This window comes from Paenibacillus sp. 2KB_20 (assembly GCF_052115765.1).
Taxonomy (GTDB): domain Bacteria; phylum Bacillota; class Bacilli; order Paenibacillales; family Paenibacillaceae; genus Paenibacillus_AQ.
The window spans coordinates 142,377-167,347 of sequence record NZ_JBFRHH010000012.1 but is presented as its reverse complement, the minus strand read 5'-3'; the positions used below and the strand labels follow the sequence as shown (position 1 = coordinate 167,347).

20 protein-coding genes and 3 riboswitches are annotated in these 24,971 nt (G+C 50.3%); of the genes, 11 read left to right on the top strand and 9 right to left on the bottom strand.

Features of this window, described 5'->3' with window-relative positions; translation table 11 throughout:
• Nucleotides 1-22 precede the first annotated feature (22 nt).
• From AB4124_RS26930 to AB4124_RS26920, 3 genes are all read left to right on the top strand, one after another.
• Nucleotides 23-1,807 (top strand): ABC transporter ATP-binding protein, encoded by a 1,785-nt coding sequence (locus AB4124_RS26930; protein ID WP_441974734.1) that lies wholly within the window; start codon nt 23-25, stop codon nt 1,805-1,807.
• Nucleotides 1,804-3,666, top strand: a complete 1,863-nt coding sequence (locus AB4124_RS26925) for an ABC transporter ATP-binding protein (RefSeq protein WP_441974733.1) — start codon at nt 1,804-1,806, stop codon at nt 3,664-3,666. The genes AB4124_RS26930 and AB4124_RS26925 overlap by 4 nt, the downstream gene beginning before the upstream one ends.
• Before the next feature lie 75 nt (nt 3,667-3,741).
• Nucleotides 3,742-4,218 (top strand): GNAT family N-acetyltransferase, encoded by a 477-nt coding sequence (locus tag AB4124_RS26920; protein ID WP_441974732.1) that lies wholly within the window; start codon nt 3,742-3,744, stop codon nt 4,216-4,218.
• A 42-nt stretch (nt 4,219-4,260) separates the two neighbouring features.
• Here AB4124_RS26920 and AB4124_RS26915 read toward each other — a convergent pair whose 3' ends face one another.
• Complete coding sequence (locus tag AB4124_RS26915; protein ID WP_076321733.1) at nt 4,261-5,106, bottom strand: chemotaxis protein; 846 nt, start codon at nt 5,104-5,106, stop codon at nt 4,261-4,263.
• Nucleotides 5,107-5,346: 240 nt separating this feature from the next.
• Here AB4124_RS26915 and AB4124_RS26910 point away from each other — a divergent pair, with 240 nt between their 5' ends.
• Nucleotides 5,347-6,174, top strand: coding sequence for a sensor histidine kinase (locus AB4124_RS26910; protein WP_076321732.1), 828 nt, complete (start codon nt 5,347-5,349; stop codon nt 6,172-6,174).
• Nucleotides 6,171-6,824, top strand: a complete 654-nt coding sequence (locus AB4124_RS26905) for a response regulator (protein ID WP_076321731.1) — start codon at nt 6,171-6,173, stop codon at nt 6,822-6,824. Before AB4124_RS26910 ends, AB4124_RS26905 begins: the two co-directional genes overlap by 4 nt.
• A gap of 91 nt (nt 6,825-6,915) precedes the next feature.
• On the opposite strand, the gene AB4124_RS26900 is transcribed toward AB4124_RS26905, so the two are convergent.
• From AB4124_RS26900 to AB4124_RS26890, 3 genes are all read right to left on the bottom strand, one after another.
• Nucleotides 6,916-7,263, bottom strand: coding sequence for a hypothetical protein (locus AB4124_RS26900; RefSeq protein ID WP_076321730.1), 348 nt, complete (start codon nt 7,261-7,263; stop codon nt 6,916-6,918).
• 212 nt (nt 7,264-7,475) lie between these two features.
• Complete coding sequence (locus AB4124_RS26895; protein WP_098746046.1) at nt 7,476-9,182, bottom strand: ABC transporter ATP-binding protein; 1,707 nt, start codon at nt 9,180-9,182, stop codon at nt 7,476-7,478.
• A 63-nt stretch (nt 9,183-9,245) separates the two neighbouring features.
• Nucleotides 9,246-9,575, bottom strand: coding sequence for a hypothetical protein (locus tag AB4124_RS26890; RefSeq protein WP_076321728.1), 330 nt, complete (start codon nt 9,573-9,575; stop codon nt 9,246-9,248).
• Nucleotides 9,576-9,781: 206 nt separating this feature from the next.
• Here AB4124_RS26890 and AB4124_RS26885 point away from each other — a divergent pair, with 206 nt between their 5' ends.
• Nucleotides 9,782-10,282 carry a nucleoside deaminase gene (locus tag AB4124_RS26885; protein WP_076322171.1) on the top strand — a complete coding sequence of 167 codons (501 nt, stop codon included), beginning with the start codon at nt 9,782-9,784 and terminating at the stop codon, nt 10,280-10,282.
• Between the two features lie 42 nt (nt 10,283-10,324).
• Here AB4124_RS26885 and AB4124_RS26880 read toward each other — a convergent pair whose 3' ends face one another.
• From AB4124_RS26880 to gcvT, 4 genes are all read right to left on the bottom strand, one after another.
• Nucleotides 10,325-11,107, bottom strand: a complete 783-nt coding sequence (locus AB4124_RS26880; protein ID WP_430104536.1) for an arylamine N-acetyltransferase family protein — start codon at nt 11,105-11,107, stop codon at nt 10,325-10,327.
• 363 nt (nt 11,108-11,470) lie between these two features.
• Complete coding sequence (gene gcvPB, locus AB4124_RS26875) at nt 11,471-12,928, bottom strand: aminomethyl-transferring glycine dehydrogenase subunit GcvPB (RefSeq protein WP_441974731.1); 1,458 nt, start codon at nt 12,926-12,928, stop codon at nt 11,471-11,473.
• Nucleotides 12,925-14,274, bottom strand: a complete 1,350-nt coding sequence (gcvPA, locus tag AB4124_RS26870; RefSeq protein ID WP_441974730.1) for an aminomethyl-transferring glycine dehydrogenase subunit GcvPA — start codon at nt 14,272-14,274, stop codon at nt 12,925-12,927. The genes gcvPB and gcvPA overlap by 4 nt, the downstream gene beginning before the upstream one ends.
• Nucleotides 14,271-15,383 carry a glycine cleavage system aminomethyltransferase GcvT gene (gcvT, locus tag AB4124_RS26865; protein ID WP_441974729.1) on the bottom strand — a complete coding sequence of 371 codons (1,113 nt, stop codon included), beginning with the start codon at nt 15,381-15,383 and terminating at the stop codon, nt 14,271-14,273. The genes gcvPA and gcvT overlap by 4 nt, the downstream gene beginning before the upstream one ends.
• Before the next feature lie 111 nt (nt 15,384-15,494).
• Nucleotides 15,495-15,600, bottom strand: a riboswitch (glycine riboswitch).
• 3 nt (nt 15,601-15,603) lie between these two features.
• Nucleotides 15,604-15,705, bottom strand: a riboswitch (glycine riboswitch).
• 186 nt (nt 15,706-15,891) lie between these two features.
• A riboswitch (glycine riboswitch) is annotated at nt 15,892-16,013 on the top strand.
• 175 nt (nt 16,014-16,188) lie between these two features.
• Between gcvT and gcvH the strand changes: the two genes are divergently transcribed.
• Nucleotides 16,189-16,578: a glycine cleavage system protein GcvH gene (gene gcvH, locus AB4124_RS26860; protein ID WP_215162958.1), complete on the top strand. Its 390-nt coding sequence runs from the start codon at nt 16,189-16,191 to the stop codon at nt 16,576-16,578.
• Nucleotides 16,579-16,693: 115 nt separating this feature from the next.
• Here the strand turns inward: gcvH and AB4124_RS26855 are convergent, their stop codons facing one another.
• Nucleotides 16,694-17,608 carry a DMT family transporter gene (locus AB4124_RS26855; RefSeq protein ID WP_441974728.1) on the bottom strand — a complete coding sequence of 305 codons (915 nt, stop codon included), beginning with the start codon at nt 17,606-17,608 and terminating at the stop codon, nt 16,694-16,696.
• Between the two features lie 97 nt (nt 17,609-17,705).
• Between AB4124_RS26855 and AB4124_RS26850 the strand changes: the two genes are divergently transcribed.
• From AB4124_RS26850 to AB4124_RS26835, 4 genes are all read left to right on the top strand, one after another.
• A complete protein-coding gene (locus AB4124_RS26850; RefSeq protein ID WP_441974727.1) occupies nt 17,706-19,187 on the top strand; it encodes an aminotransferase-like domain-containing protein in 1,482 nt (493 codons plus the stop codon).
• 236 nt (nt 19,188-19,423) lie between these two features.
• A complete protein-coding gene (locus tag AB4124_RS26845) occupies nt 19,424-21,493 on the top strand; it encodes a catalase (RefSeq protein ID WP_441974726.1) in 2,070 nt (689 codons plus the stop codon).
• Nucleotides 21,494-21,751: 258 nt separating this feature from the next.
• Nucleotides 21,752-23,035 carry a histidine--tRNA ligase gene (locus tag AB4124_RS26840; protein WP_441974725.1) on the top strand — a complete coding sequence of 428 codons (1,284 nt, stop codon included), beginning with the start codon at nt 21,752-21,754 and terminating at the stop codon, nt 23,033-23,035.
• Between the two features lie 116 nt (nt 23,036-23,151).
• Nucleotides 23,152-24,939 (top strand): ABC transporter substrate-binding protein, encoded by a 1,788-nt coding sequence (locus AB4124_RS26835; protein WP_441974724.1) that lies wholly within the window; start codon nt 23,152-23,154, stop codon nt 24,937-24,939.
• Nucleotides 24,940-24,971: the final 32 nt, after the last annotated feature.

Here is a 24,971-nt window from a genome sequence, read left to right as displayed (position 1 = left end):
GAAGCGGGGGGATTACAGACGAATGCAAAGCGATCACACATTAAACAGCAAGCGAAGGACCACGGGGATTGGCATGTACCGTGAGATGCTATTCCGATACGTATTCCCGCATAAGAAACTGCTGGCAGCGCTAACGGTGCTGCTGTTATTTTCAATCGGGCTGCAACTGATTAATCCGCAGATCATTCGGTATTTTATCGATACAGCTCAAGGAGAGGGAAATTTGACATCCCTTTATTATGCGGCAGGTTTTTTTATCGTATTTTCTTTACTCCAACAAGGCGTTTCCATTGCGGCTGCTTACTACAGCGAGAATCTGGGCTGGACGACAACCAACAAGCTTCGGGCTGAATTAGCGGAGCACTGCCTCTCGCTGGATATGAGCTTTCACAAAGCCCACACGTCCGGCTCTTTAATCGAACGGGTCGATGGCGATGTGAATGCGCTTGCGAATTTCTTCTCCAGCTTTATTATTCATCTATTCGGCAATCTGCTCCTTATGATCGGAATCCTGACTCTTCTATATCGGGAGAACTTCTGGATTGGTTTTGTCATGACGGTGTTTGTTATCGGCAGCATCTACGTCATTCAGCATATCCGTCGATTTGCGATACCGGTTTGGAAGCGTTGGCGTGAGCTGAATGCGGATTTCTATGGATTCATTGGCGAGCACCTCGAAGGCACTGAAGATACGCGTGCCAACGGGGCGGCTGGATATGTCATGAATCGATTCTACGAGATGGCCAGACGCATGCTGCCGGTTCGAGTTCGTGCATTCATCGGATTTTTCCTTATGTGGAGCACAACAATATTGGTGTTTGCGCTGGGCAATGCGGCCGCATTTATCGTCTGCGCCATACTGTGGAAGAATGGACATGGCGGTTTGACGATCGGCTCCATCTATTTAGTATTTTATTATACCGAGCTGTTAGCCAAGCCGATTGAGAAGATCCGTACCCAATTAGAGGACTTACAAAAGGCAGATGCCAGCTTGATGCGGGTCCGGGAATTGCTGGCAACCGAGCCCCAGATCAAAGACGGACCTGGAGCTCCGCTTCCATCAGGTGCGTTGTCGGTGGAATTCCGCAACCTAAACTTCTCATATGAAGATGGGCAGGTTACGCTCGAAAATCTGCAGCTGCGGCTCGAGCCAGGCCAGACTCTAGGGCTGCTCGGGCGTACAGGCAGCGGCAAAACGACGATCGCCCGCTTGCTGCTGCGTTTCTATGATCCTCAAGAGGGTAGCGTCACGCTTGCAGGAACGGATATCCGGGCCTTCAAGCTTCATGAACTGAGGCGCAAGGTCGCCATGGTTACGCAGAATATTGAGATTTTGGAAGGGACTGTTCGTGATAATCTGACCTTGTTTGATGAAGGTATCGCGGATAGCCGAATCATATCCGTGCTCGAGGAGCTTGGGCTTGGGGACTGGTATGCTTCGCTTCAGGAAGGGCTCGATACGAACCTGGCCTCAGGCGGGGGGAGCCTGTCGGCTGGTGAGGCCCAACTGTTGGCATTTGCCCGTGTCTTTCTGACGGATCCGGGTCTCGTCATCCTTGATGAAGCATCATCCCGCCTCGACCCGTTAACGGAATACCGGATTGAAGCAGCCATTACGCGTCTGCTGCAGGAGAAGACGTGTATTATCATTGCCCACCGCTTGGCTACGGTTCAACGTGCCGACCGGATTCTTATTCTGGAGAATGGTCGCATGCTCGAAAGTGGTCGCCGGGAAGAGCTTGCCTCAGACCCGCAATCACGGTTTAGCCGCATGCTGGCCGTTGGAATGGAGGAGGTGCTGGCATGAAAACAAGACATTTTTTCTGTCGGTTGATTCTGTACCGGCCGGGCTTGTATCTGATCAACCTGCTGGCATGGTCCCTTATCCATATGGCACCACTGATCCCCGGACTGTTAACCAAGGCTTTCTTTGACCATCTGGAAGGTACATATGCTTTTCCCTACGGCGTTTGGGCGATTGCCGTGCTGCTCATTGGCGCTGCTTTAGCCCGGATTGCGCTGATCTTCGGCGGTTTCATGACAGACGTGCATTTTCGCTTCCGGATCAGCACCTTGCTTCGCCGCAATATGCTGTCCCATGTCATGAAGGAGCCTGGAGCTCGGGCGATACCTTGCTCCCCAGGTGAAGCCATCAGCAATTTTCGGGATGACGTCGATCAGGCCGAAGAAGCGACAAGCTGGTCGGTGGATACTTTAGGACTGGTCGGATTCGTTATCGTTGCCAGCTGGATTCTTATATCCATTGATCTGCAGCTGACGATTCTCGTGTTCGTTCCTTTGATACTGGTGGTCACTGCGGCCCAGATTGCGACAGCTCGCATTCAGAAATACAGGGCAGCAAGCCGGGAATCGACGGCAAAGGTAACCGGTGCGATTAGCGAAATGTTTGCCAACGTGCAAGCCATTCAAGTCGCAGGGGCTGAGAAACGCGTAGTGGAACGGTTTGTAAGCCTTAGTGAGAAACGGCGCCAATCCATGGTGAAGGATAAGCTGTTAACGGAAACTTTATCTTCCGTATTCACCAACTCCGTCAATCTCGGCACAGGATTGATCCTCGTGCTTGCGAGTCTTAAGATGCGAAATGGCGATTTTACGGTTGGGGACTTGTCGCTCTTTGTATATTATTTAACTTTTGTCACGCAGCTCATATCGAACGTAGGCAACTTCATGACCTATTACAAGCAGATGGGCGTCAGCTTTCGGCGGATCCAATCCATGCTGCAAGGGGCACCGGCTTCACTGCTTACGGCAGCCAATTATATCGGTATCGGAAAGGTTAAGAGTAAACAGAATACAGAGAAGGGTGCTAATCCTCATCATAGGGCTCAGAAAGATTTGTTAACGAATGGAGGATACAATCCTTCCGCCATTTCCGCAGCCGAAGACGGCGTGGAAACGGCTTATATCGAGGCGCCACCTCTTTCACTGCTTGAAGCGCAAGGGCTGTCGTATCAATATCCCGAAACCGGACGCGGTATTTCGAATATTAATCTGACACTGAAGCGTGGTACTTTTACTGTCGTTACAGGGATGATCGGCAGCGGTAAAACGACGCTGGTTCGCACCCTGCTGGGCTTACTGCCAGCTGAAAAGGGCGAGATCCGGTGGAACGGTGAGAGGATAACAGAACCCGCTGATTTCTTTATACCTCCACAGAGTGCGTATACTGCGCAGATCCCCAGGCTGTACAGTGATAAACTGCGTAACAACATACTGTTAGGTATAATCGAGGAGCCGGGCAGTCTGGACCGCGCACTACATGCGGCTGTAATGGAAGAAGATATCAAGCATCTACAGCATGGCCTGGAGACGATGGTAGGACCACGAGGAGTCAAGCTGTCCGGCGGTCAAGCTCAGCGGACAGCGGCCGCAAGGATGCTGGTACGGGACGCGGAGCTGTATGTATTTGACGATTTATCCAGCGCATTGGATGTTGAGACCGAGCGTAAGTTATGGGAGCGGCTGTTCAGCGAGCGCGGCGGGGCGACTTGCCTTGTCGTATCACATCGAAAAGCAGCACTTCACCATGCGGACCATATCATCGTGTTGAATGGCGGAGAGATTGAGGCTGAAGGCACGGCAGAACAGCTGCTGGCTTCAAGCGAAAGTTTCCGGCAGCTGTGGTATGGCGAAGAAACAGGATAATAAGTAAGATCAAGATTGCAATCGATAGAGTAAAAGATGTATCCATTTCACCATAGACAGAGGAGATATCCCCCCATGCAAAAAGCGGAACAAATTCAGCTGGAATTCCGTTCGGCAGAACACCTGCCTATCTTGAATGAATTCGAGCTTCCGGATGATCAAGTCCAATTTACCGCTCATCCGAAAGAAGCATTAAACCTAGTGAAAGGTCAGTTTCCCATCGTCATTTTAGCTGATGATCATCCTGTCGGCTTCTTTATCCTGCACGCCACGGAGCGCGTCAAGGAGTATACAAGCAATTCTCATGCCATGCTGCTTACTACCTTATCCATTGACCATCGTCAGCAGCGTAAGGGGTATGCCAGAAGAGGGATGCTTGCGCTGCCATCGTTCATTCGAAGTCAGTTTCCTTCCTGCGATGAAGTGGTGTTGGTCGTGAACCATAAGAATGTTCCGGCTCAGCAGCTGTATGAACGGGTTGGTTTCGAAGATACGGGCAGAAGAAGGATCGGGCCAACGGGAGAACAATGGGTTATGAATATAGCCATCTGATATAAAAATGCCGCAAAGACACCTGGTCTTTGCGGCATTGCTTTATTTTACTTGGTTGACGCTCCGCCAGGTAGCTTCCAAATTTGAAGCAATATACTCCAGAATCGGTTTGCTGTAGAAATAACCGCTGTGGGACAAGGGATTCCAGCTGGTTAACCAGTTTCCCACGTTAACGGATATATCGTTACGCACCGTGCGGTCATACTCTTCATTTATACTTTTAAGGGGATAGGCAAGGATATCGTCTTTATCATAGAAATTGACCCATTCCCCCAGCAGTTGATCATGATAGTGCTTCAGTTGCCCGGAAGGGACGTCGATCGGCTTGTCAAAATCGCGGTACCGCATGCTCCACAATGGTAAGGTGGTTCCCAGCGTATAGAATAAGGTCAGGAGTTCTCCGCGCTCCAGCGGAGCTTTCGGGTCAACGACCAGACGATGCCCGCGGGAGGAGAATTGCAGATCATAGAAGAAATTGCTGGCGATTACAGATCCCAGGCTATGAGAGATCACGCATAATGGAGCCTCGGGGCCGGCAGAGAGGGCAAGTCGGTGGAGCGCCTCACTGATCGTCCGATGAACGGCCTCATAGTTCTGATCTTCGGTTTCCACGGGCTGATAAGCCACGGCATCCGCCAGATTGTGGATCACGTACTGCCGAAGGTGCTGATAACGTAAACGGTAAGGTTTAATGCTGCTGCTGATTAACTCAGACTCGCGTGCCGCAAATACATCGGCCCAATGAACAGCCTCCATCGCCAGTTGCTCATGCGGAATACCGGAGGTTTGAGAGAAAGTCTCTCTTAATTTTTTCATAAATTTATCCGCATAGTCTTTCTTTTGTGTTCCCAATCCGTGTACAATGATCACTGCAATTTTTTGCTTCATCTAACTGCAGCTCCCTTCATCGGAAATGGAATGAATGGATATCTTTTACTCTTTATACGCGATTTATAGTCGAATTGTAAATAGGTTATTACAGAACGGGTGAAACCGGTAAGGTCAGTAGCTCTTTAGAGTCATTCCGTTCATGGCCAAATTTGATTACAATGAAGGGATATCTAGTGGTAACATGATAGGTAAAGAGGCGGGCACATTCAAGTTTTAGATTGAAATAGGAGGAAAGGTATGTCCTATAAACAAATGAAATGGTTGATTCTGATCATTCCTACGTTGACGATTGGCATTTGGGAGTATGTTCGGCATGAGTTCCTGCTGCCTTATATATCGATGGATCTTGGCAACCTGCTGGCACCTGTTATCGTGTTCTTGGTTTCCATACTGTTTCTTACTCAATTGTTCGCATTGATTGAACGCAATCAGGAGGAACTGAACCAATCCAGGGCATTGCAAGCCGCGATGCATGAACGGGAGAAGATTGGCCGGGAGCTTCATGACGGAATCGCCCAATCCTTGTTTTTGCTGAACGCACAAATTGATCGAATTCAGAAATCGGGAGTAACCGGAGAAATTCCATACCAGGAAATTAAGGAAAGTGTCCACCGGACCAATACCTACGTTAGAGAAGCCATTGCTAATCTCCGGTATCCGGCAGATCCGCAGGCCATTCCGTGGATGCATAGCATGAACAGCTTAATTGAGGAAATCAAGCAGGAGACCAATCTGCATTTCGACGTTCAATGGGAAATCCCGGATGCCATGCTGTCCGCCAAAGAAAAGGTGGAACTACTGGCTTCGATCAGGGAATCCTTGTTGAATATTCATAAGCACGCCGAAGCGAACCATGTGAAGATAACCGCGACAGCGGCGGATTCAAGCTGGCACTGCTCTGTCAGTGATGATGGCAAAGGTTTTGATTTGGACAAGCCGCTCGGCAGCAACCGGTATGGAATCAAAATCATGAAGGACCGGGCCGAGGCCATGGGCTGGAAGTTCATGGTAGAAAGACATAACAACAAGACGATAATCAGCATTCGGAAGGAGAATACCGCATGAACGAGCAGCCTTTTCGCGTGTTAATCATCGATGACAGCGATCTTGCGAGAGAAGGAATTCGCACCATTCTAAGCAGCGACCCGACCTTTGAGGTTGTGGCTGAAGGACAAAGCGGCGAGGAAGCGCTGGAGCTGACCGAAATATGGATGCCTGATATTATCCTGATGGATATTCAGATGCCTGGGATGGACGGATTGGAAGCGACCAAGCGAGTGAAGGACAAGTTTCCTTACGTTAAAATTGTCATGGTTACGGTGTCCGACGATATCGCTCATTTGTTTGACGCCCTGAAACGTGGAGCGCAAGGCTATCTGCTGAAGAATCTGAATCCCGAATCATGGCACGAGTACCTCAAAGCCATTGCCGTGGACGAAGCACCGATGAGCAGGGAGCTTGCTTTCCGTATCCTGAAGGAGTTTTCGCAGCATGACAAGCCGAATCCAAGCAATAGTCCATTAACGGCGCGGGAAAAAGAAATTTTGGGACTCGTAGCCGAGGGGTTGTCTAACCGCGATATTTCGGTTGCCTTGTGTATATCCGAGAATACGGTCAAGAACCATCTGAAGAACATTTTGCAAAAGCTCCATTTGGAAAATCGGGTACAGCTGACCCGTTATGCCTTTGAACAAGGGTGGATGGGGAAGAGATAACGGTCACGCCCGTGTCAATTATCCGCTAAGATAATATTAAAGAATGACTTTAAGCGAGCGAGAGAGACGTCCAGGGAGTGTACGCACGCGTTCATTTCTGTTTAACAAGGAATATGCCCAGCGCAATGATCCCGATGCCGGCCCAATTTTTCCATGTTGGAACTTCCTTCAGGAACAAGTAAGCCACTCCTAACGAAATCAGGATTTCCAGGCATTTGGAGAAGATCAACGTATAGCCTAACTGTTCGGTGGCTTTATATCCATAACGGATTCCGTATCCGATGCACATGTTAGCAATGAGAAACAGAGGAAGCATGAATAACTGAAACTGCAGCGTTGGCCAGAACAAATGCTGGATATGCTTGGTTTGGTACGAGAAGACAAGGTTGATGATCGACAGCCCGCCAAAAAGTAGACCGACACTGTAGATATAAAACATAAAGCGCCTCCTGAAACGATGTCATTGTAGTACGCCATTAATGTTTCCGCGTGGCAACTTTTTTATCCAAGGACAATGCGACAGAAGTTCTCTCCTGTTATAGAAAAAAAGGATGACTCCCTTCCGTGCGGAGTCATCCTTTTACATATTTGTTGCGGAATTTCATGACTTTCAGTTTAATATCCATGTATAACATTGGATCGTTGGCTTCGTTAGTGAGCTTGATGAAGTCTGCTGTACACACCGCCGGAATGAATCAATTCCTGGTGCGTTCCCTGCTCGGCAATACCATCGGAATTGACGACGATAATTCGGTCCGCGCTCTGAATGGTGGTCAGTCGGTGAGCGATTACCAGCGTTGTTCTGCCGACGGACAGCTCAGCCAGGGACTTCTGGATTTGCGCTTCCGTCTCTGTGTCGAGTGCCGACGTGGCCTCGTCCAGGATTAGGATTGGCGGGTTCTTGAGGAACATTCTCGCGATGGACAAGCGCTGCTTCTGACCGCCAGACAGCTTAACCCCACGTTCCCCGATCACCGTTTCCATACCGTCCGGCAAGCTTCGGATCAGTTCATCCAGCGAAGCACGCCGTGCGGCTTCCCAGATTTGCTGGTCCGTTGCATGTAAATCGCCATAAGCGATGTTGTCGCGAATCGTACCGGAGAACAGGAACACATCCTGCTGCACGATGCCGATATGCTTGCGGAGGTTTTGCAATTTGATATTCCGGATATCGATTCCATCCACTGTGATCTTGCCTTGATCCACATCATAGAAGCGGGGGAGAAGGCTGCAGATGGTTGTCTTTCCCGCACCGGACGGTCCGACAAACGCGACCGTTTCTCCAGCACGGATCGTGAGATGTATGTTATTCAGTATCGTCCGGGAAGGTTCGTATCCGAAGGTAACGCCTTCAAAGCGGATATCTCCTCGGACGGAGGACAGGGATACGGCGTCAGGCACGTCGGCGATCTCTGGATCGGTATCCATAATCTCCAGGTAGCGTTTAAAGCCGGCAATGCCTTTGGGATAGCTCTCAATGACGGCATTGATCTTCTCGATCGGACGGAAGAAGATGTTGGAGAGCAGCAGGAAGGCCATGAATTCACCCATTTCAATTTTGCCTTGAATGAAGAACCACGCGCCGCAGATCATGACAAATACCGTGATCAAACGCATCAGCATGTAGCTGATGGATGAGCTTTTTGCCATCGTTTTATAAGCCAGCAGTTTGGTGGCCCGGAATTGCTTGTTCTCTTCCTGAAACAATTTATTCTCATGCTCTTCGTTTGCAAACGATTGGACCACACGGATACCGCCAACATTGTCTTCGATGCGGGCATTGAAATTCCCTACATTACGGAACAGTTGACGATAGGTCGTGGTCATTCTGCTGCCGAATTTAATGATCAGCCATGCCATCAGCGGCACGATGATAAAGGTGAGCAAAGCTAGCTCCAGGTTGATGTAAGCCATTAAGGAGAAGGAACCGAGCAGCGTCATAACAGCGATGAACACATCTTCCGGTCCATGGTGGGCTACTTCTCCGACATCATTAAGATCATTCGTGATGCGCCCCATAAGATGTCCAGTTTTGTTATTATCAAAGAAACGGAAGGATAACTTCTGAATGTGGGAGAACATTTTCTCCCGCATATCCGTCTCAATATTAATGCCGAGCATATGCCCCCAGTAAGTCACGATGTATTGCAGCGCGGTATTCAGCGCATAGATGGAGAGAAGGACGATGCAGGCAATCAGGATAAGCGGCCAATCCTGGCTTGGCAGCAGATCGTCAATGAATTTGCTGACGGCAAGCGGGAAAGCAAGCTCCAGCAGTCCGGCAATAACGGCACATGTAAAATCCAAAATAAACAATCCCTTGTACGGCCGATAGTACGAAAAAAACTTTCTGATCAAGAATTATCACACTCCAGGTTCTACCTCTGTCAGGGTTATTGGGTTAAGATTAGCGGACAGCCATTAGGGGCTGTCTTGCGATGGTTTCGTATCATACAGCTCAAAAGCTTGAATGTACTCCTGAATAATCTGGTCCACTGCTTTCAACTCTCCGCTGACCACTTCTCTGATGGCTTCAAAGTCCGGGTCATTGACTTGCTTCTTCAAGGTCTCTCGTTTCACAACCAAATTGTCGAGAAAAGAAAGCGCGCGCCCCCGGCGGAACGTCTGCGCCATCTTGCCGCCGTGGCCTTCCTCACGCCGTCTTCCGTGTCTCCCGCCGTGCCGATGGTTATCCCGGTCGCGTGGCTCCGACCGTTCTTGACTCGATGTATCCTGTTCCTCTTGGCGCATAATATCAACCTCCTCAACGATAATAACGTATACGTTTGTATACCACTTAAAGTGATTGTATACATTTGTATACGATTCGTCAATCTGTTTTTCTCCATTGGATTGGAAAAATTGAGGAGATCGATGGAAGATATGCTATGATGATAATTAGCTGTCCCAGGAGATTGTCATGGATGATGAATACGCACACCGGGATCAGAATGAACATGGGAAGGGAGCTGTACACTGTGAGTGAACATCATCATGAGTACTGGATGCGTCAAGCGATTGCAGAGGCCCATCGAAACGTTCAACTTGTGGAGGGTGGTCCTTTTGGAGCGATTGTGGTGAAGGAGGGTCAAGTGATTGGCAGGGGCCGGAATCTGGTTACCGCGCTGAACGACCCGACGGCTCATGCCGAGGTGCAAGCCATAAGGGAAGCGTGTCTGCACCTGGAGGATTTCCAATTAAAAGGCTGTACGATTTATACCAGCTGCGAGCCTTGTCCGATGTGTCTGGGGGCCATCTACTGGTCCAGGCCCGATGCCGTTTATTATGCAAGCACGAAGAAGGATGCGGCTGAGATCGGATTCGATGATCATTTTATATACGATGAAATTGCGATGCCATTGGACCAGCGCTCCATCCCTATGAAGCAGGTTCAAACAGAGGATTATTTACTGCCATTTCAAGCGTGGAGCTCTGCTGAGCGCAAAATCGAATATTAATAATAAAACCGGGCTCCCTGCATGGGAAAGCCCGGTTTATTCTTATTTATGGATAGGGATGCCGAAATATGTATAGAGCGCTTCGGCATATTCCTGTGCATTGCCCGGTTTAAAGGTGTGGACGCCGCCGGCCTTGTAAATTCTGAATTCGTCATCATCCACGGTGTTTCTGCCTTCCGCTGTACGTATGGATACCCGAGCCGTTTTATTAAAGGGTGAATCGGGGGCATACTCGCACCAGAATGAAGTGGTGATGAAATCTCTCGGTAAGTTAGGTTCCTCCGTAAAGGAGAAGACGGGATCCCAGGCTTCTTTTTTCCACTCTTCGAGCATCCAGCCATACGCTTCGGTTTGGACGAGCCGGTAGGTCTCGTTCCCCTGAGTCTGCACAAGGCCATCAACCAATTCCAGAGGGTGGCGCGGTCCGGCTCCTCCGACACCGACGTCGGCAATATATCGCTGTTCTTCGATATCCACCTGCAGAATATGATGCCGACGCTTAGCAGGCGTATCGGTTTCATCACGCCAGAAGCGTCCGAAATAATGAGTGACCTTAAATCCCAGTTCCTGCAGCAGCCAGCCAAATAGCGCATTGAGCTCGAAGCAGTAGCCGCCGCGATGCCGGGTTACGATTTTATCGTAAAGATCGGGGATATCCAGGGAAAGTGGAATTCGATCAAGGATATCGAGATTTTCATAGGGTACGGTATGCACATGCTGTTCCTGCAATCTGGCGAGCATATAAGCGCTGTTTACAATCGGGCCCGTGTATCCAATACGCTCAAGATATTGGTTTGCGTCCAGGCCATGTATCGGGTTACTCATTCGATCACCGCATCTTTCGTCTTTGGTCAGCTTGGTAGAAGTAAGCCGTATATAATTATATACTTTATATCATATATTTGGGCTTTCTAATAGAGAACAAGAAGGAGGCGGAAGGGACTCTGCTAATGGATAGCATGGATAGTTTGTGGAATGACCATAGGTTTATTGGGCTGGAATGGGAATGACCACCCAATTTTATCCTGGGAGTTAGTCCCATCGTAAGAGGGGAAGTTGGCTGCTGCTGAAATAGTCATTAAACAGGTGACTAAATCCCTATGTTGTCCAGCACAAAAAAGGGTGTCTCTTACCGCCGATCCTACGGCGAGGGACACCCTTTCTTAAGGAGTATAGATCAACTCAATATTAACCGCAGGTGCAGTTCAGAACCGGTTTACGTGCCGCCGTCGTTTCGTCGAGTCGTTTCACGACCGTGGTATAAGGGGCGCCTATGACAACCTCCGGCGTGGTTTCGGCTTCCTTGGCGATCTGAATCATCGTGTCGATGAAACCGTCCATCGTTTCTTTGCTCTCCGTCTCGGTCGGCTCAATCATGATACATTCCTCCACATTGAGTGGGAAGTAGATGGTTGGCGGATGATAACCAAAATCAAGCAGCCGCTTGGCAATATCGAGGGTGCGCACGCCGTACTCCTTCAGTTTTTTGCCGGACAGCACAAATTCATGCTTGCACAGCCCTGGGTAGGCTACTTCGTAGTATGGAGCCAGACGATGCATCATGTAGTTGGCATTCAGCACGGCGAGCTCCGAGACGCGGCGAAGTCCTTCCGGTCCATAGGTTCGAATATACGTGTAGGCCCGGACCAGGATGCCAAAGTTGCCATAGAACGCCTTCACGCGCCCGATCGACTGTGGACGGTCGTAATCCCAATAGAAAGTGCCGTCCTCACGTTTGGACACGATCGGTTTTGGCAGGAACGGGATCAACAGGCTCTTCACGCCGACTGGGCCAGCACCGGGACCGCCGCCGCCATGCGGCGTGCTCATCGTTTTATGCAGGTTGAGATGGACCACGTCGAAGCCCATGTCGCCTGGGCGGGTAATGCCCATAATGGCGTTGGAATTGGCTCCGTCATAGTACAGCAGGCCGCCGGCTTCGTGCACGATTTCAGCAATTTCCACGATCTGCTCTTCGAACAGACCCAGTGTGCTAGGGTTTGTGAGCATTAAAGCCGCCGTATCGTCACCAACGACAGCGCGAAGGGCATCCAGATCCACCATGCCGCGCTCATTGGATTTAATCGTGATCGTGTCGTAACCGGCCACCGTTGCGCTGGCGGGGTTAGTACCGTGCGAGGAGTCGGGAACAATCACCTTGGTTCGCTTCTCGCCACGGCTTTCATGGTAAGCACGGATCAGCATCAGCCCTGTCCATTCCCCATGCGCTCCCGCAGCGGGCTGCAGCGTTACTTGATCCATGCCAGTCAGTGCTGCGAGATCATTCTGCAGGGTATAGAGCAGCTCTAGAGCGCCTTGAATGCTTTCTTCGGGCTGGTACGGATGGATCTTGGCAAAGCCGGCAAAACGGGCAACATCCTCGTTGATCTTCGGGTTGTATTTCATCGTGCATGAGCCGAGCGGATAGAAGCCGTTATCGATGCCGAAATTACGCCGCGACAGCTCCGTATAGTGACGGATGACATCCACTTCATATACTTCCGGCAGTTCGGCCGGTTTGCTGCGCAGCAGGCCCTCCGGAATCAATGAAGCGGCGTCGGTCTCCGGGACGTCGCATTCGGGCAGGGAATAGGCGACACGGCCGGGCTTGCTGAGTTCAAATATCAAGGCTTTTTCCGGTTTCATACGATCGCCTCCAATTCACCAATAAATTGGTCGATTTCTTCCTTCGTCCGCCGTTCGGTCACGGCGATCAGCATGCATCCTTGAAGCTCAGGGTACACAGCGCCAAGATCATAACCTCCGATATAACCTGCACCCAGAAGCTTCGAGTTGACCTCTCTCACATTCGTTCCTTCGGGCAGTTTCACCACAAATTCATTAAAGAACGGCGAGCTGAACGGGAGGGAGAGGGAGCCGTTTGCGACACGGTCGGCAGCGTAATGGGATTTGCGCACATTCAGCAGCGCTGCTTCCTGCATGCCGGCTTTACCTAGGGTAGACATATATACGGACGCACACAGCGCGAGCAGCGCCTGGTTCGAGCAGATGTTCGACGTTGCCTTTTCACGGCGAATATGTTGTTCCCGCGCCTGCAGTGTCAGTACAAATCCGCGTTTGCCGTCCTGATCGACGGTTTGACCCACGATACGACCAGGAATGCGGCGCATCAGCGGCTCGGATACCGCGAAGAATCCGCAGGTCGGTCCGCCGAGAGATGCCGGAATGCCAAGCGGCTGGGCATCGCCGACAACGATGTCGGCTCCAAGCACGCCAGGGGATTCCAGTAAACCGAGGGACAGCGGGTTTACGCTCAGCACAAGCAGTGCTTTTTTCTCATGAACCAGCGGCTCGATTGATTTCACATCTTCGATGCAGCCGAAGAAATTCGGTGATTGCAGCAGCACGGCGGCGGTATCAGCCGTTATGGCAGCAGCGAGTGCATCCTGGTCGGTAACGCCATTGACGATGCCGACTTCCACGACGTCCAGATCGAGTCCGCGGGCCGAAGTCAGAACGATTTCCCGGGCTTCGGGATGGACAGCACGCGAAATGACGATTTTCTTCCGTTTGGTTGCCCCGCTGGCGAGCGCCGCAGCCTCTGCAAGTGCCGTGGAACCGTCATACATGCTGGCATTGGCAACTTTCATGTCGGTCAGTTCACAGATATAGGATTGAAATTCAAAAATCGCTTGCAGCTCGCCTTGGCTGATCTCGGGTTGGTATGGTGTATAGGCCGTGTAGAATTCAGAGCGGGAAATCACATGATTGAGCACGACCGGAATATGGTGGTCGTACAAACCAGCCCCCAGAAAGCTTGTATAACGGTCAAAATCGGCATTGCGGTCCGATAGGCGGCGCATATGCTTTAGAAGCTCAGGCTCACCCAGCCGTTTTGACATGGGGAGGACGCCGTTGTAACGGACCGCTTGGGGGATATCGGCAAACAGATCTTCGATCGTTTCCGCGCCGACCGCAGCAAGCATATCGGCTTGATCCTGATCCGTCATAGGCAAGTAACGATGCTTCATGTTAAGGCAGCTCCTCTTTTGTAGAATGGTGTCTTTACCACTTTGGCTTTTAACTTCTTACCGCGGATCTCGACCCATACCTCGGTATCGAGACCCGTATATGAGGTTTCGATCAGGGCTAATCCGAGATTTCGCTTGAGTGAAGGGGATTGGGTACCGCTGGTCACTTCACCGATGGGTTCTCCTTCATTGTTGTATACAGGATAGTGGGATCGTGGAATTCCGCGATCGATGAGTTCAATGCCTACCAGCTTACGCGGTACACCGTCTTGCTTCTGCTGTTGAAGCGCTTCCCGACCGATGAAATCGCCGCTGTCCAGCTTCACGAAGAAACCGAGACTGGCTTCAAGCGGAGAGATCGTGTTTGAGAGCTCTTGGCCGTACAAGGGCAATTTCGCCTCGAAACGGAGTGTATCGCGGGCGCCGAGTCCGGTTGGAACAAGACCATGTGGTTCTCCGGCAGCTAATAGTTCTCTCCAAATTGCGGGAGCATCCCCGGCGGAGCAATAGATTTCAAAGCCGTCTTCTCCGGTATAACCGGTGCGGGAGAGCAGGGCGGTGCAGCCGCATACCTGTGCGTTCTGAATAAAATGGAAGGAAGGGAGTTCGCTTGGCGCCTCATTGGTTACCTGTGACATGATGTTCACGGCGGCAGGTCCCTGAAGTGCAATGAGAGCCGTCTCAGCGGACACATTACGGATGGTGACATCACCTGCAAGATGATCTTGAAGCCACTGGAGGTCTTTGTCGATGTTGGATGCGTTTACAACCAGCATGAATCGATCTGCCGACAGTTTATACACAAGCAGGTCATCTACCGTACCGCCGTTGTCGTAACACATTAACGTGTATTGGGCCTGGCCAATCGATATGCGGGTTACATCATTTGTGGTCATCTTCTGGATAAAAGCTTCAGCGTCTTGTCCGGTGACGATAAATTCACCCATATGGGAAACGTCGAACAGGCCGGCGTGCTTGCGTACGGCTTCATGCTCTTGCACAATGCCGGAAAATTGCACGGGCAGCTCCCAACCGCCGAAGTCGATGCAGCGGACAGAAGGAAAATCGGAATAAAGCGGGTAAAGCGGTGTACGTTGTAATGAACTCATCTCTTCACCTCTTCTAATTGGCATGATCAATTGGGGGAAACACCAAAAAAGGACAGACAGAAGGATAACAAGCCGTGCTAAAAAAAGCCCGCTCGTTGCGTAATCCTTCTGCTCTGTCCTTTGTACCTGAGAGTTACCCCACATGTCATGTAAGTATAATGTCAAGCGTGTGTGAGTTTCCCCGTGGGTGATTCTACATTCAGAATTCTCTCCAGAGGTGCGTCCGGTAAAGGTCCTTTTGCCTGAGAGATTCACCGTGTTACGGCTTACTCCTTCGGCGCTACCTGTCAATCTTGTCGGTAATCTCTCCCGCTACCATCATCCGCGTGAAAATTATTGAGTTGTCAGATCTTTCTACGTTCTTGTGATTATTATAAACGTGCCTCTCCATAAAGTGTCAACCTTTATTTCACCAAAATATTTTCATTCTTAAAATTTTTGTCAGATATCTTGACATCACTGCATCCCTGTTTTATTCTGTGGGAGAATAAGCCAACCGAATATGCGGATGATGATGGATGGGAGAGACCGCCACGCGAAGGTTCAAACCTTGGCGGCACCGAAGGAGCAAACCGTTACGCCTGCCAGGCTGACGAGTAATCTCTCAGGTAAACGAACCGCCATCTGACGCAGCTCTGGAGAGTGCGCAAGCCACCCAAGGGGAAAGGTCGAACCGAAAATAAGAAGGGTCGATCATAAACTCTCAGGTACCGAGGACAGAGAGAAGGCGAATGCCTTTTTTCGCGTCCTTTTTTTCATTTATCCACCTTTATTTCATTTCTTTAAGAAAAGAGGAGTATCCGTAATGAGTGAAATCAGAGAGAATTTGGTGTACAGCGACGATCATGAATGGGCGTTGAAGGTAGATGGAAATGTGGTGCGCGTCGGTATTTCTGATCATGCGCAATGCCAGCTGGGCGATATCGTATTCGTAGAACTCCCCGAGGCGGGCGCTGTCGTTGCCGGAGGTGACAGCATCGGTACCATTGAGTCGGTCAAAACCGTATCGGAACTGTATTCCCCTGTATCCGGTACCATCACGAAAGTGAATACTTCCCTGGAAGATCAGCCGGAGCTTGTGAACGGAGAGCCGTACGAAGGCGGATGGATCATTGAGGTTGAGGTGGAAGGTGACCTGGAGGAGGCACTCGGAAAGCTGCTCACCGCAGAGGCATATCGTGCCAAAGTGGATTAAGTATTGAATCATAACCTTGAATAATGAAACATAACGGCTGCTACTCGTGATGAGGTTTACGAGTTGCAGCCGTTTTAATTTTTGCGTTAATCCTTGGAGCCTTGCAGGTTCGATATCAAGTGCTTGAAGCCACACGGCGCGCGGTCCGGCGTGCTCGAAGCTCAGGCAGATTCACGATCAGAATCCCGCCGATGATGAGCATGCTGCCAATGATGGAATAGGAAGAAATTGCTTCGTCGTACAGAAATGCGCCCAGTCCCAACGCGATGATTGGAGAAACAAAGAGCCAGGTGGACGGGAAAAAGGCATTCGTTGCTTTTAGCAGCCAGGCATATAGACTATGGCCCAGCATCGAGCCAACCATCGTCAAATACAAGACAGATCCGATGGCTGGCAACGTTAGAATACCATTCCATTGTACCTGTTCACTGAACAGGGATAACAGCAATAGGGCTGCGCCGCCATACATCATCTGCACCGCATTGATCGTAATCGGTGAGACATTCGGCATGTCAAAGGACAATTTCCGGGTTGCCAGGGAGCCCACACTATAACCGATTTCGCCTATAAGAATTGCGATACAGCTCAGAATCCAGATGAGATCGCTCCCCATCGCTAGCTCGGGCATAATGAGCAAACATACCCCCGCAAAACCGACCGCGCACCCCCAATAATCACTGCGCCGGGCATTTTTCCGCATCACTACCGATTGAATCATTAGAATCATCATGGGGCCTGTTGCCGATAGGATGGCGGCGATCCCTGAGGACACGTGCTGCTCGGCCCAATACAGCGTTGCAAACGTCAAGAATGTGCTGGTCATCCCGATTAGAAGGAATTCCTTTCGCAGGAGAAGGCTCGGTTTTGCCTTCCGCTGCAATATCATCCATAGGAAGATGAAGGCGCCCGCCAGAAGAAATCGAAGCCCCGCTGAGAGAAACGGCGGCAGTCCTGCTTCAACGCCAATCTTGATGGCGAGAAACGTCGTACTGAAAATGGCGCACATAAGCAAGTAGTTAAAAATAATCATGTAGCATCCTCCTTTTTCTATACTATAATAGGTAGTTAATAGAACACATTGGCGATAGGTAGAACAGATATGATTTATGTGGATTGGGGAGGAGCAGATGGAATTATCAACGCTGGACGACAACAATCATGGTAAGCGAACATTACAGCAGTCGGTCTATGACACGATACTGGAAGGAATAGCTCGGGGAGAGTGGAAGGAGACTGACAAAATCCCATCCGTGAGGGCGATGGCAGAGCGTTTGAATGTTCACCGATTAACGGTGCTGAAGGCTTATCAGCTGCTGCTTGAGGACGGGATCGTGGAAGTAAAATATAAATCAGGGTACTTCGTAGCGGGTAAGACGGAAGACGCATTACCAGAATCCCATACAGCCAGCCCGCGATGGGCATATCAGGCCAAATCGGTGTATGTCAATCGCAGCCGCTTGTCCGACATTCACAGGCATCAGGTCGAATACCAGATGTCGGAAGCGCTGATTGATCCTGGGCTGCTGCCAAATGCATTCTTGTCCAATCACGTGAAACAAGTGTTTGACATGTATCCGAAAGTATTAAGCACGTATTCTTCCGTGTCCGGAGATTTGGAGCTGCGCGAGGAGATGGCTCGCTATTTTATGGACAAACAAGGCATAACGGTCCATCCGGAAGAGCTACTCATTACAACGGGATCCCAGCAAGCGATCGACCTGATCTCGCGTTCGCTCGTCAAAAGCGGAGACTGTGTATTGATCGAACGGCCGACGTATAGTCCGGCGATCGATGTTTTTGTGCAGCAAAATGTCAAACTGCTTCCAATTGAGATTACACCGGAAGGGTACGACCTTGAACGAATTGAAGGTCTTATGCGAGCGGAGAAACCGAAGCTGTTCTATATGAACCCAACGTTTCAGAATCCGACGGGATACACGGTGCCGGTCACACAGCGCAAGGCGCTGGTGGAACTGGCGGAGCGATATCAGTGCATTCTGGTGGAGGATGAGGTGTATCACGACATTTATTTTGGAGATCCGCCGCCGCTGCCTTTTTTTTACTACGACACCGAAGGCTATGTCATTCACATTCGAAGCTTCAGCAAATATGTGGCCCCCGGCTTGCGGATATCGGTGCTGGCTGCCCGTCCGGAACTGATGAATGTCATCCTTCCGATCAAGGCGTTGTCGGACAACGGGACGCCGCTGCTGACGCAAAAGATTTTCCAGCACTATTTCTTCTCGAGCAGACTTCAGGAGCATGTGGCCAAGCTGCGGATTGCGCTGGAGCTTCGTAAAGAGAGGATGGAGAAGCTGCTTGAGCCTACAGAATGGCGATGGAACAGCCCCGGCGGCGGTTTGAATTTGTGGATACAGCTGCCGGAAAACGTCAACGTGGATGCGTTGCTGCAGCAATGCCTAGCGGAATCGGTAGCGTTTGTGCCGGGGCGTATCTGCGACCCGCTGGATCAGATGGACTCGTGGATCAGGCTGAGTTATTCGTATATCAGCGAGATTCAGCTGGAAGAAGGGATCCGTCGTCTCATCGAGATATCGGAGCGGGTGTGTTATGTGCAAAATCGCAGCATATGTTTGGAAAATCATTGAATTACAATCAAAGCAGTCCGCCTCCAGGGAGGGGGGCTGTTTTTTGCTGGAGACAGGAGATGCAGGCGCGAAACCCAATCGAACGGTTAGATGAGCTTTTCATGAAGGAAGTTTGAAGCTGGATTCGTATTCCATTTTGCAGGGTAATTACATTTCGGGTTCGCAAGCGGATCTATTACCAAGTGCAACTTCGTCAGACACTCATCTACTACCTACATACCAGGAGGTTCCGACAAATGGACAATTCAAACGCCAATTCGAATGCTAACAGCAGTTACAACAAGACGAGCAAGGACCAACAGCTGGAACAATTCACGGTAGACAATGACGCTAAGGAACTGACAACCAATCAGGGACTTAAGGTCTCTGAGGACGAACATTCGCTTAAAGCGGGAGAGCGCGGTCCGACCTTGATGGAGGACTTCCATTTCAGAGAGAAGATGACGCATTTCGACCATGAGCGGATTCCGGAACGGATTGTGCATGCCCGCGGTTTTGGGGCTCACGGTTATTTTCAGCTATATGAATCCATGAAAGATTATACAAAAGCCAAATTTCTGCAGGACCCTTCCGTCGTCACCCCGGTGTTTGTCCGATTCTCCACGGTTGCGGGCTCCAGGGGATCAGCAGACACCGTCAGGGACGTACGCGGTTTCGCAACCAAGTTTTATACGGAAGAAGGGAATTATGATCTGGTTGGCAACAATATGCCGGTTTTTTTCATACAGGATGCCATGAAGTTTCCTGATTTTATTCACGCTGTTAAACCTGAGCCTCATAACGAGATTCCGCAGGCGCAATCCGCCCATGATACGTTCTGGGATTTTGTCGCAAACAATTCGGAAAGCGCGCACATGATTATGTGGGCGATGTCCGACCGCTCGCTTCCGCGAAGCTTCCGAATGATGGAGGGCTTCGGCGTCCATACCTTCCGTTTCGTGAACGAAGAAGGACAAGCGCATTTCGTGAAATTTCACTGGAAGCCCGTGCTCGGCACGCATTCCCTCGTATGGGATGAAACGCAGAAGCTGGCAGGCAAGGATCCTGACTTTAACCGCCGCGATCTGTGGGATGCGATCGAATCAGGGAATTATCCGGAATTTGAGTTTGGTGTTCAAATGATTCGGGAGGATGAGGAATTCAATTTTGGTTTTGACATCCTTGATCCGACCAAGATTTGGCCCGAAGAACTCATTCCCGTCAAAATCATCGGTAAGATGACGCTCAATCGCAATACGGATAATTTTTTTGCGGAGACGGAACAGATTGCATTCCATCCGGGACATGTCGTACCCGGAATCGATTTTACCAATGATCCGCTTCTGCAAGGCCGCTTGTTCTCCTATACCGATACCCAGCTTTCACGGCTTGGTGGACCCAATTTCCACGAAATTCCGATCAACCGCCCGATTGCACCGGCTCATAACAATCAGCGTGACGGGATGCACCGTATGACCATTAATAAGGGACCAGTCAGCTACCACAAGAACGGCATTGCCGGTAACACGCCGAAGCCGGTTCCAGTGGAGCGCGGCGGTTACGAGCATTACACCGAGAAGGTGGAAGGACGTAAGGTGCAGGCACGCAGTGACAGCTTTAAGGATCATTTCAGCCAAGCAGCCCTGTTTTGGAACAGCATGTCTCAGGTCGAGAAGCAGCATATCGTAGCCGCATTCCAGTTCGAGCTTGGTAAAGTTCAGCGAAAGGAAATTCGCCAGCGGGTCGTCGACCTGTTCGCGAACGTAGATAGCGAACTTGCCACACGGATTTCGGAGGGGATTGGAACCATACCTCCGCAAACCAGCGGCTCCGCTTCCAGTGAGTCTTCTCCGGCACTGAGTATGATGAATACCGTGCAGCTCCCGTTAACCCGTAAAGTGGCGGTGCTGGCAGGCAACGGATTCACGGATGAACTGCCGTTTGTGCTTACGCAGCTGCAGCAAGCCGGCATCATCACCGAAGTGGTTAGCGCGAAGCTGGGCGTAATTCAAGGCAAGGCCGGCGCTGAATTGGAAGTGAACCATTCGCTGCTGGGGGCGGATTCAGTCTTGTTCGATGCGGTGCTTGTCGCAGGCGGCGCGTTAAGTGTATCGGAGCTCCTGGCGGAGCAGAAGGTGCTGGATTTCGTCAAGGAAGCGTATCAGCATTTCAAACCGATCGCAGCCATCGCCGAAGGGGCTAATTTACTTCCTTCATCCAGCGGCGAAGGGATCGTTGTTACTCAGGAGAATGTGGATCTGAAGCCGTTTGGCGAAGCCTTCATTGAGGCGATCGCGGCGCATCGCCATTGGTCGCGCACCATCTAAGAATGGATTGCCCTTGAATTAATAAATGGATTGCGCTATAATCCCCCTTAATCACTAGCTAAAAAAGGTGAAGGGGATAATAATATGATAAACATTAAATTCAATCAACTTCATCATCACAAGCAGCGTTAGCACACCTGTCATTCTACAGGGTGGGCTAACGCTGTTCGCGTTGGCCTCCCTGCCGCATATCAAGCGCGCGGGACCATGAGGTCCGGCGCGTTTTTTATTTTCATTAGAACGAAAGGATGAGTAGCGATGCAGAACGTAAAAGGAACGTATGATTATTTTGGCCAAGAACAGGCGATCCGAAGAAAGGTCCAATCGACGCTGCGTGAAGTGTTTGAATGGTATGACTATGCTGAGATGGAGACAACCATTCTGAATGAAGCGGACCTGTTGTCTTCCAAATACGCAGGAGGGGAAGAGATTCTGAAGGAGATGTACCAGCTGACGGATCAAGGCACGCGACGTCTGGGGCTCCGGTACGATCTGACGATTCCATTCGCTAAGGTGATCGCGCTGAATCCCGCCATCAGCCAGCCATTCAAGCGTTATGAGATGGGGAAGGTATTCCGGGATGGTCCCGTGAAACGCGGCAGATTGCGGGAGTTTCTGCAGTGTGACGTTGATGTGGTAGGGATCTCGGGACCAGAAGCGGAAGTTGAGCTAATGCAGCTTGCAGCCGAAGTGTTTCGGAGACTTGACATTCCAATCATTCTCAGGTGGAACAATCGAAGCTTTCTGGGTGAAGTTCTTGGCGCTATGGGCGTACCAGAAGAGATGAAACCATCCGTCATGCTGACCCTGGATAAGCTCGATAAGATTGGCAAAGAGGGGGTTCGGCAAGAACTTGCGGGTAAGGTACTCGAACCGGAGATTTGTCGTCAAATTCTCGATTTTGTTGATCTCAAGGAGCCCACATTTGAGCAAATAACGAGCAAATACAACCTGGACAACGAGCGCGGAGCACAAGAAGTCCAGATCCTGCAAAATATGCTGCAGCGTGTCGGGTTGCAAGACATCTGCGTATTTGATCCGTTTCTGTCAAGAGGCTTGTCATTCTACACGGGAACCGTTTACGAAATTTTTGACGCATTGCACGATTTCCGTTCAAGCTTGGGCGGAGGTGGCAGATATGATGCGATTATCGGGCAGCTCGTTGGACGCGAGGATATTGCCTATCCTACGGTGGGTCTTTCGTTTGGCATGGAATCCATCATGGAGATGATCCGGAACCGTCCGATTGAAACGAACAAGCCGCTCGTTGTGGTTATCCCGATAGGAGAAACCGTTCCGGAAGGATTGACGGTTGCAGCAGTACTTCGGAATCGCGGGATTCATACTCGATTGGCGGACAACCGACGCAAATTGAAAAAAGTATTAGCATCCGTTTCAGCTGAAAGCATCCCTTATGCCATCCTGATTGGCGAAAATGAAGCGGCTTCGGGCATGGTCCGACTGAAGAAAATGACCGAGGGCACGGAGCTTACACTGACTCTGAAGGAAGCGGTAGAGCTTATCATTCAATCCTGTGAATGATGAATGCCTTTGTTCTTTTTCGAATATAATGGTTTTCTACCGAAAAGGTACTCGCGCTCGAAACGATCTCCAAGTAGAATAAAGCGTATAGATTTTACCAGGGGGAGCGGATTGCAATGCTGCACGAACAATTCTTTATGCTGCACCAAAAGCTTGCTGTTAACGCTCCAGCGAGTACAGCTACGGAAGTGACGCTTGAGCAGATTGCCGATACGCTGTATTGCACAACGCGGAATGCCAAGCTCGTTATACGCAAACTGGAAGAGAAGGGTTGGATTATATGGAAGGCGGGACGTGGGCGCGGAATCCGTTCCAAGCTTACCTTTGTAGTCGATCAAGCAGATCTGCTACAGGAGGCAGCGCAGCAACTCGCGATAAAAGGGGAATATAAGCAGGCCTTCGAACTGCTGCGTACCTATGGCCAAGGTATGCACGCCAACGATTCTTACGTGGAATGGATGAACGGGCATTTTGGCTTTAGCAAGGAGATGAACGAAGGGGAAGAAGAAGCAATGGATTCTCTGCGGCTTCCGGTTTACCGCCTGATTGAAACGTTGGATCCCGCCGAATGCTACTACAGTTTTCAAGCTCACATGATCCAGCAGATATTTGACCGGTTGGTGATATACGATAATGCAAATGATCAATACCTACCCGTTATCGCGCATTATTGGAAGAGCAATGAGGATGGAACGATCTGGACCTTTCATCTGCGTAAAGGAATACGGTTCCATGACGGTAAAGAATTGTCGGCGGAGGACGTGAAATTCACGGTGGAACGCCTGGGACGGGATAAACGAAATGCTTGGATCGTGCGTGAACTGCAGCGGGTAGAGGTGGTGTCCCCTCGTGAGGTTCGTTTTATTCTTACCAAGCCGAATCGAATTTTCATTCGGTTTCTTAGCTCCATATGCATGTCCATCGTGCCTAAACATTTGGTAAGCGTCCATGAAGAACAGTTCTGGAAGCAACCTGTTGGAACGGGCCCCTTTCGGGTAAAGGAATGGACCGATGATCGGCTGACCATTCATGCTAACCCCCATTATTATCATGGGAGACCGCATTTGGACAACATCCACATTATCTTGATGCCGGAAGATGCGGAGCATTGCGAGGTCAGCTGGGAGCGGCTGCTGCGGAATCCGGAGCATTTCGATCATAACGGCGAGAAGCATGCTGTTGATGTCATCGAATCCTCCGAAGGCTGCACGACGTTGATTACATGGAATATGAAAAAGCCGGGGCCCTATCAGTCCATCGAATTTCGCCGGGCATTCAGCCTCATTCTGAACCGTGCGGAGATGATACGCGAACTTGGTGATAATCGGCTTTACCCAGCCAAAGGGTTCATTATGGATGAGCAAGCGCCTTATCGTAAAGACCGATATGATCCCGAACTCGCAAAGTCACTGCTGAAACAGTCGGGTTATGACGGCTCTCCCATTACGATGGCTACGCTCGCTAAGCATATTAAAGACGCCGAATGGGTTCAGAATCAATGCGCTTCCATCGGGATTCCATTGATCATCCGAGAGGAGAGGATGGATACCATGCACCAACTGGATGTGATGCACAGCATGGATTGTATCTTGCACGGCCTTGTTCTTCCAGGTGAAGAAGTATGTTTAATCGAGAACTACGTGCAGAAGGGAAGCGTAGTTAAAGAGTTCATGGATCCTTCGCTGCATCATTGGGTGAAAGAATGCATAGATGATGCGCTTGCCAGCGAATGGTATGAGGAGCGTTTGAGTATTTTAACCCATATTGAAGAGAGGCTTCGGGAGGAAGCGCATGTTTCATTCTTGACTCACACGAGATTTTACGCAAGCTTGGATCCTTCTTATAAAGGGGTGGTCATCAATAATCTGGGATGGCTGGACTTCAAGCAGATTTGGCGAGAATGATTTCTTCCCATAAAAAGAGCAGGCGCGGTTAT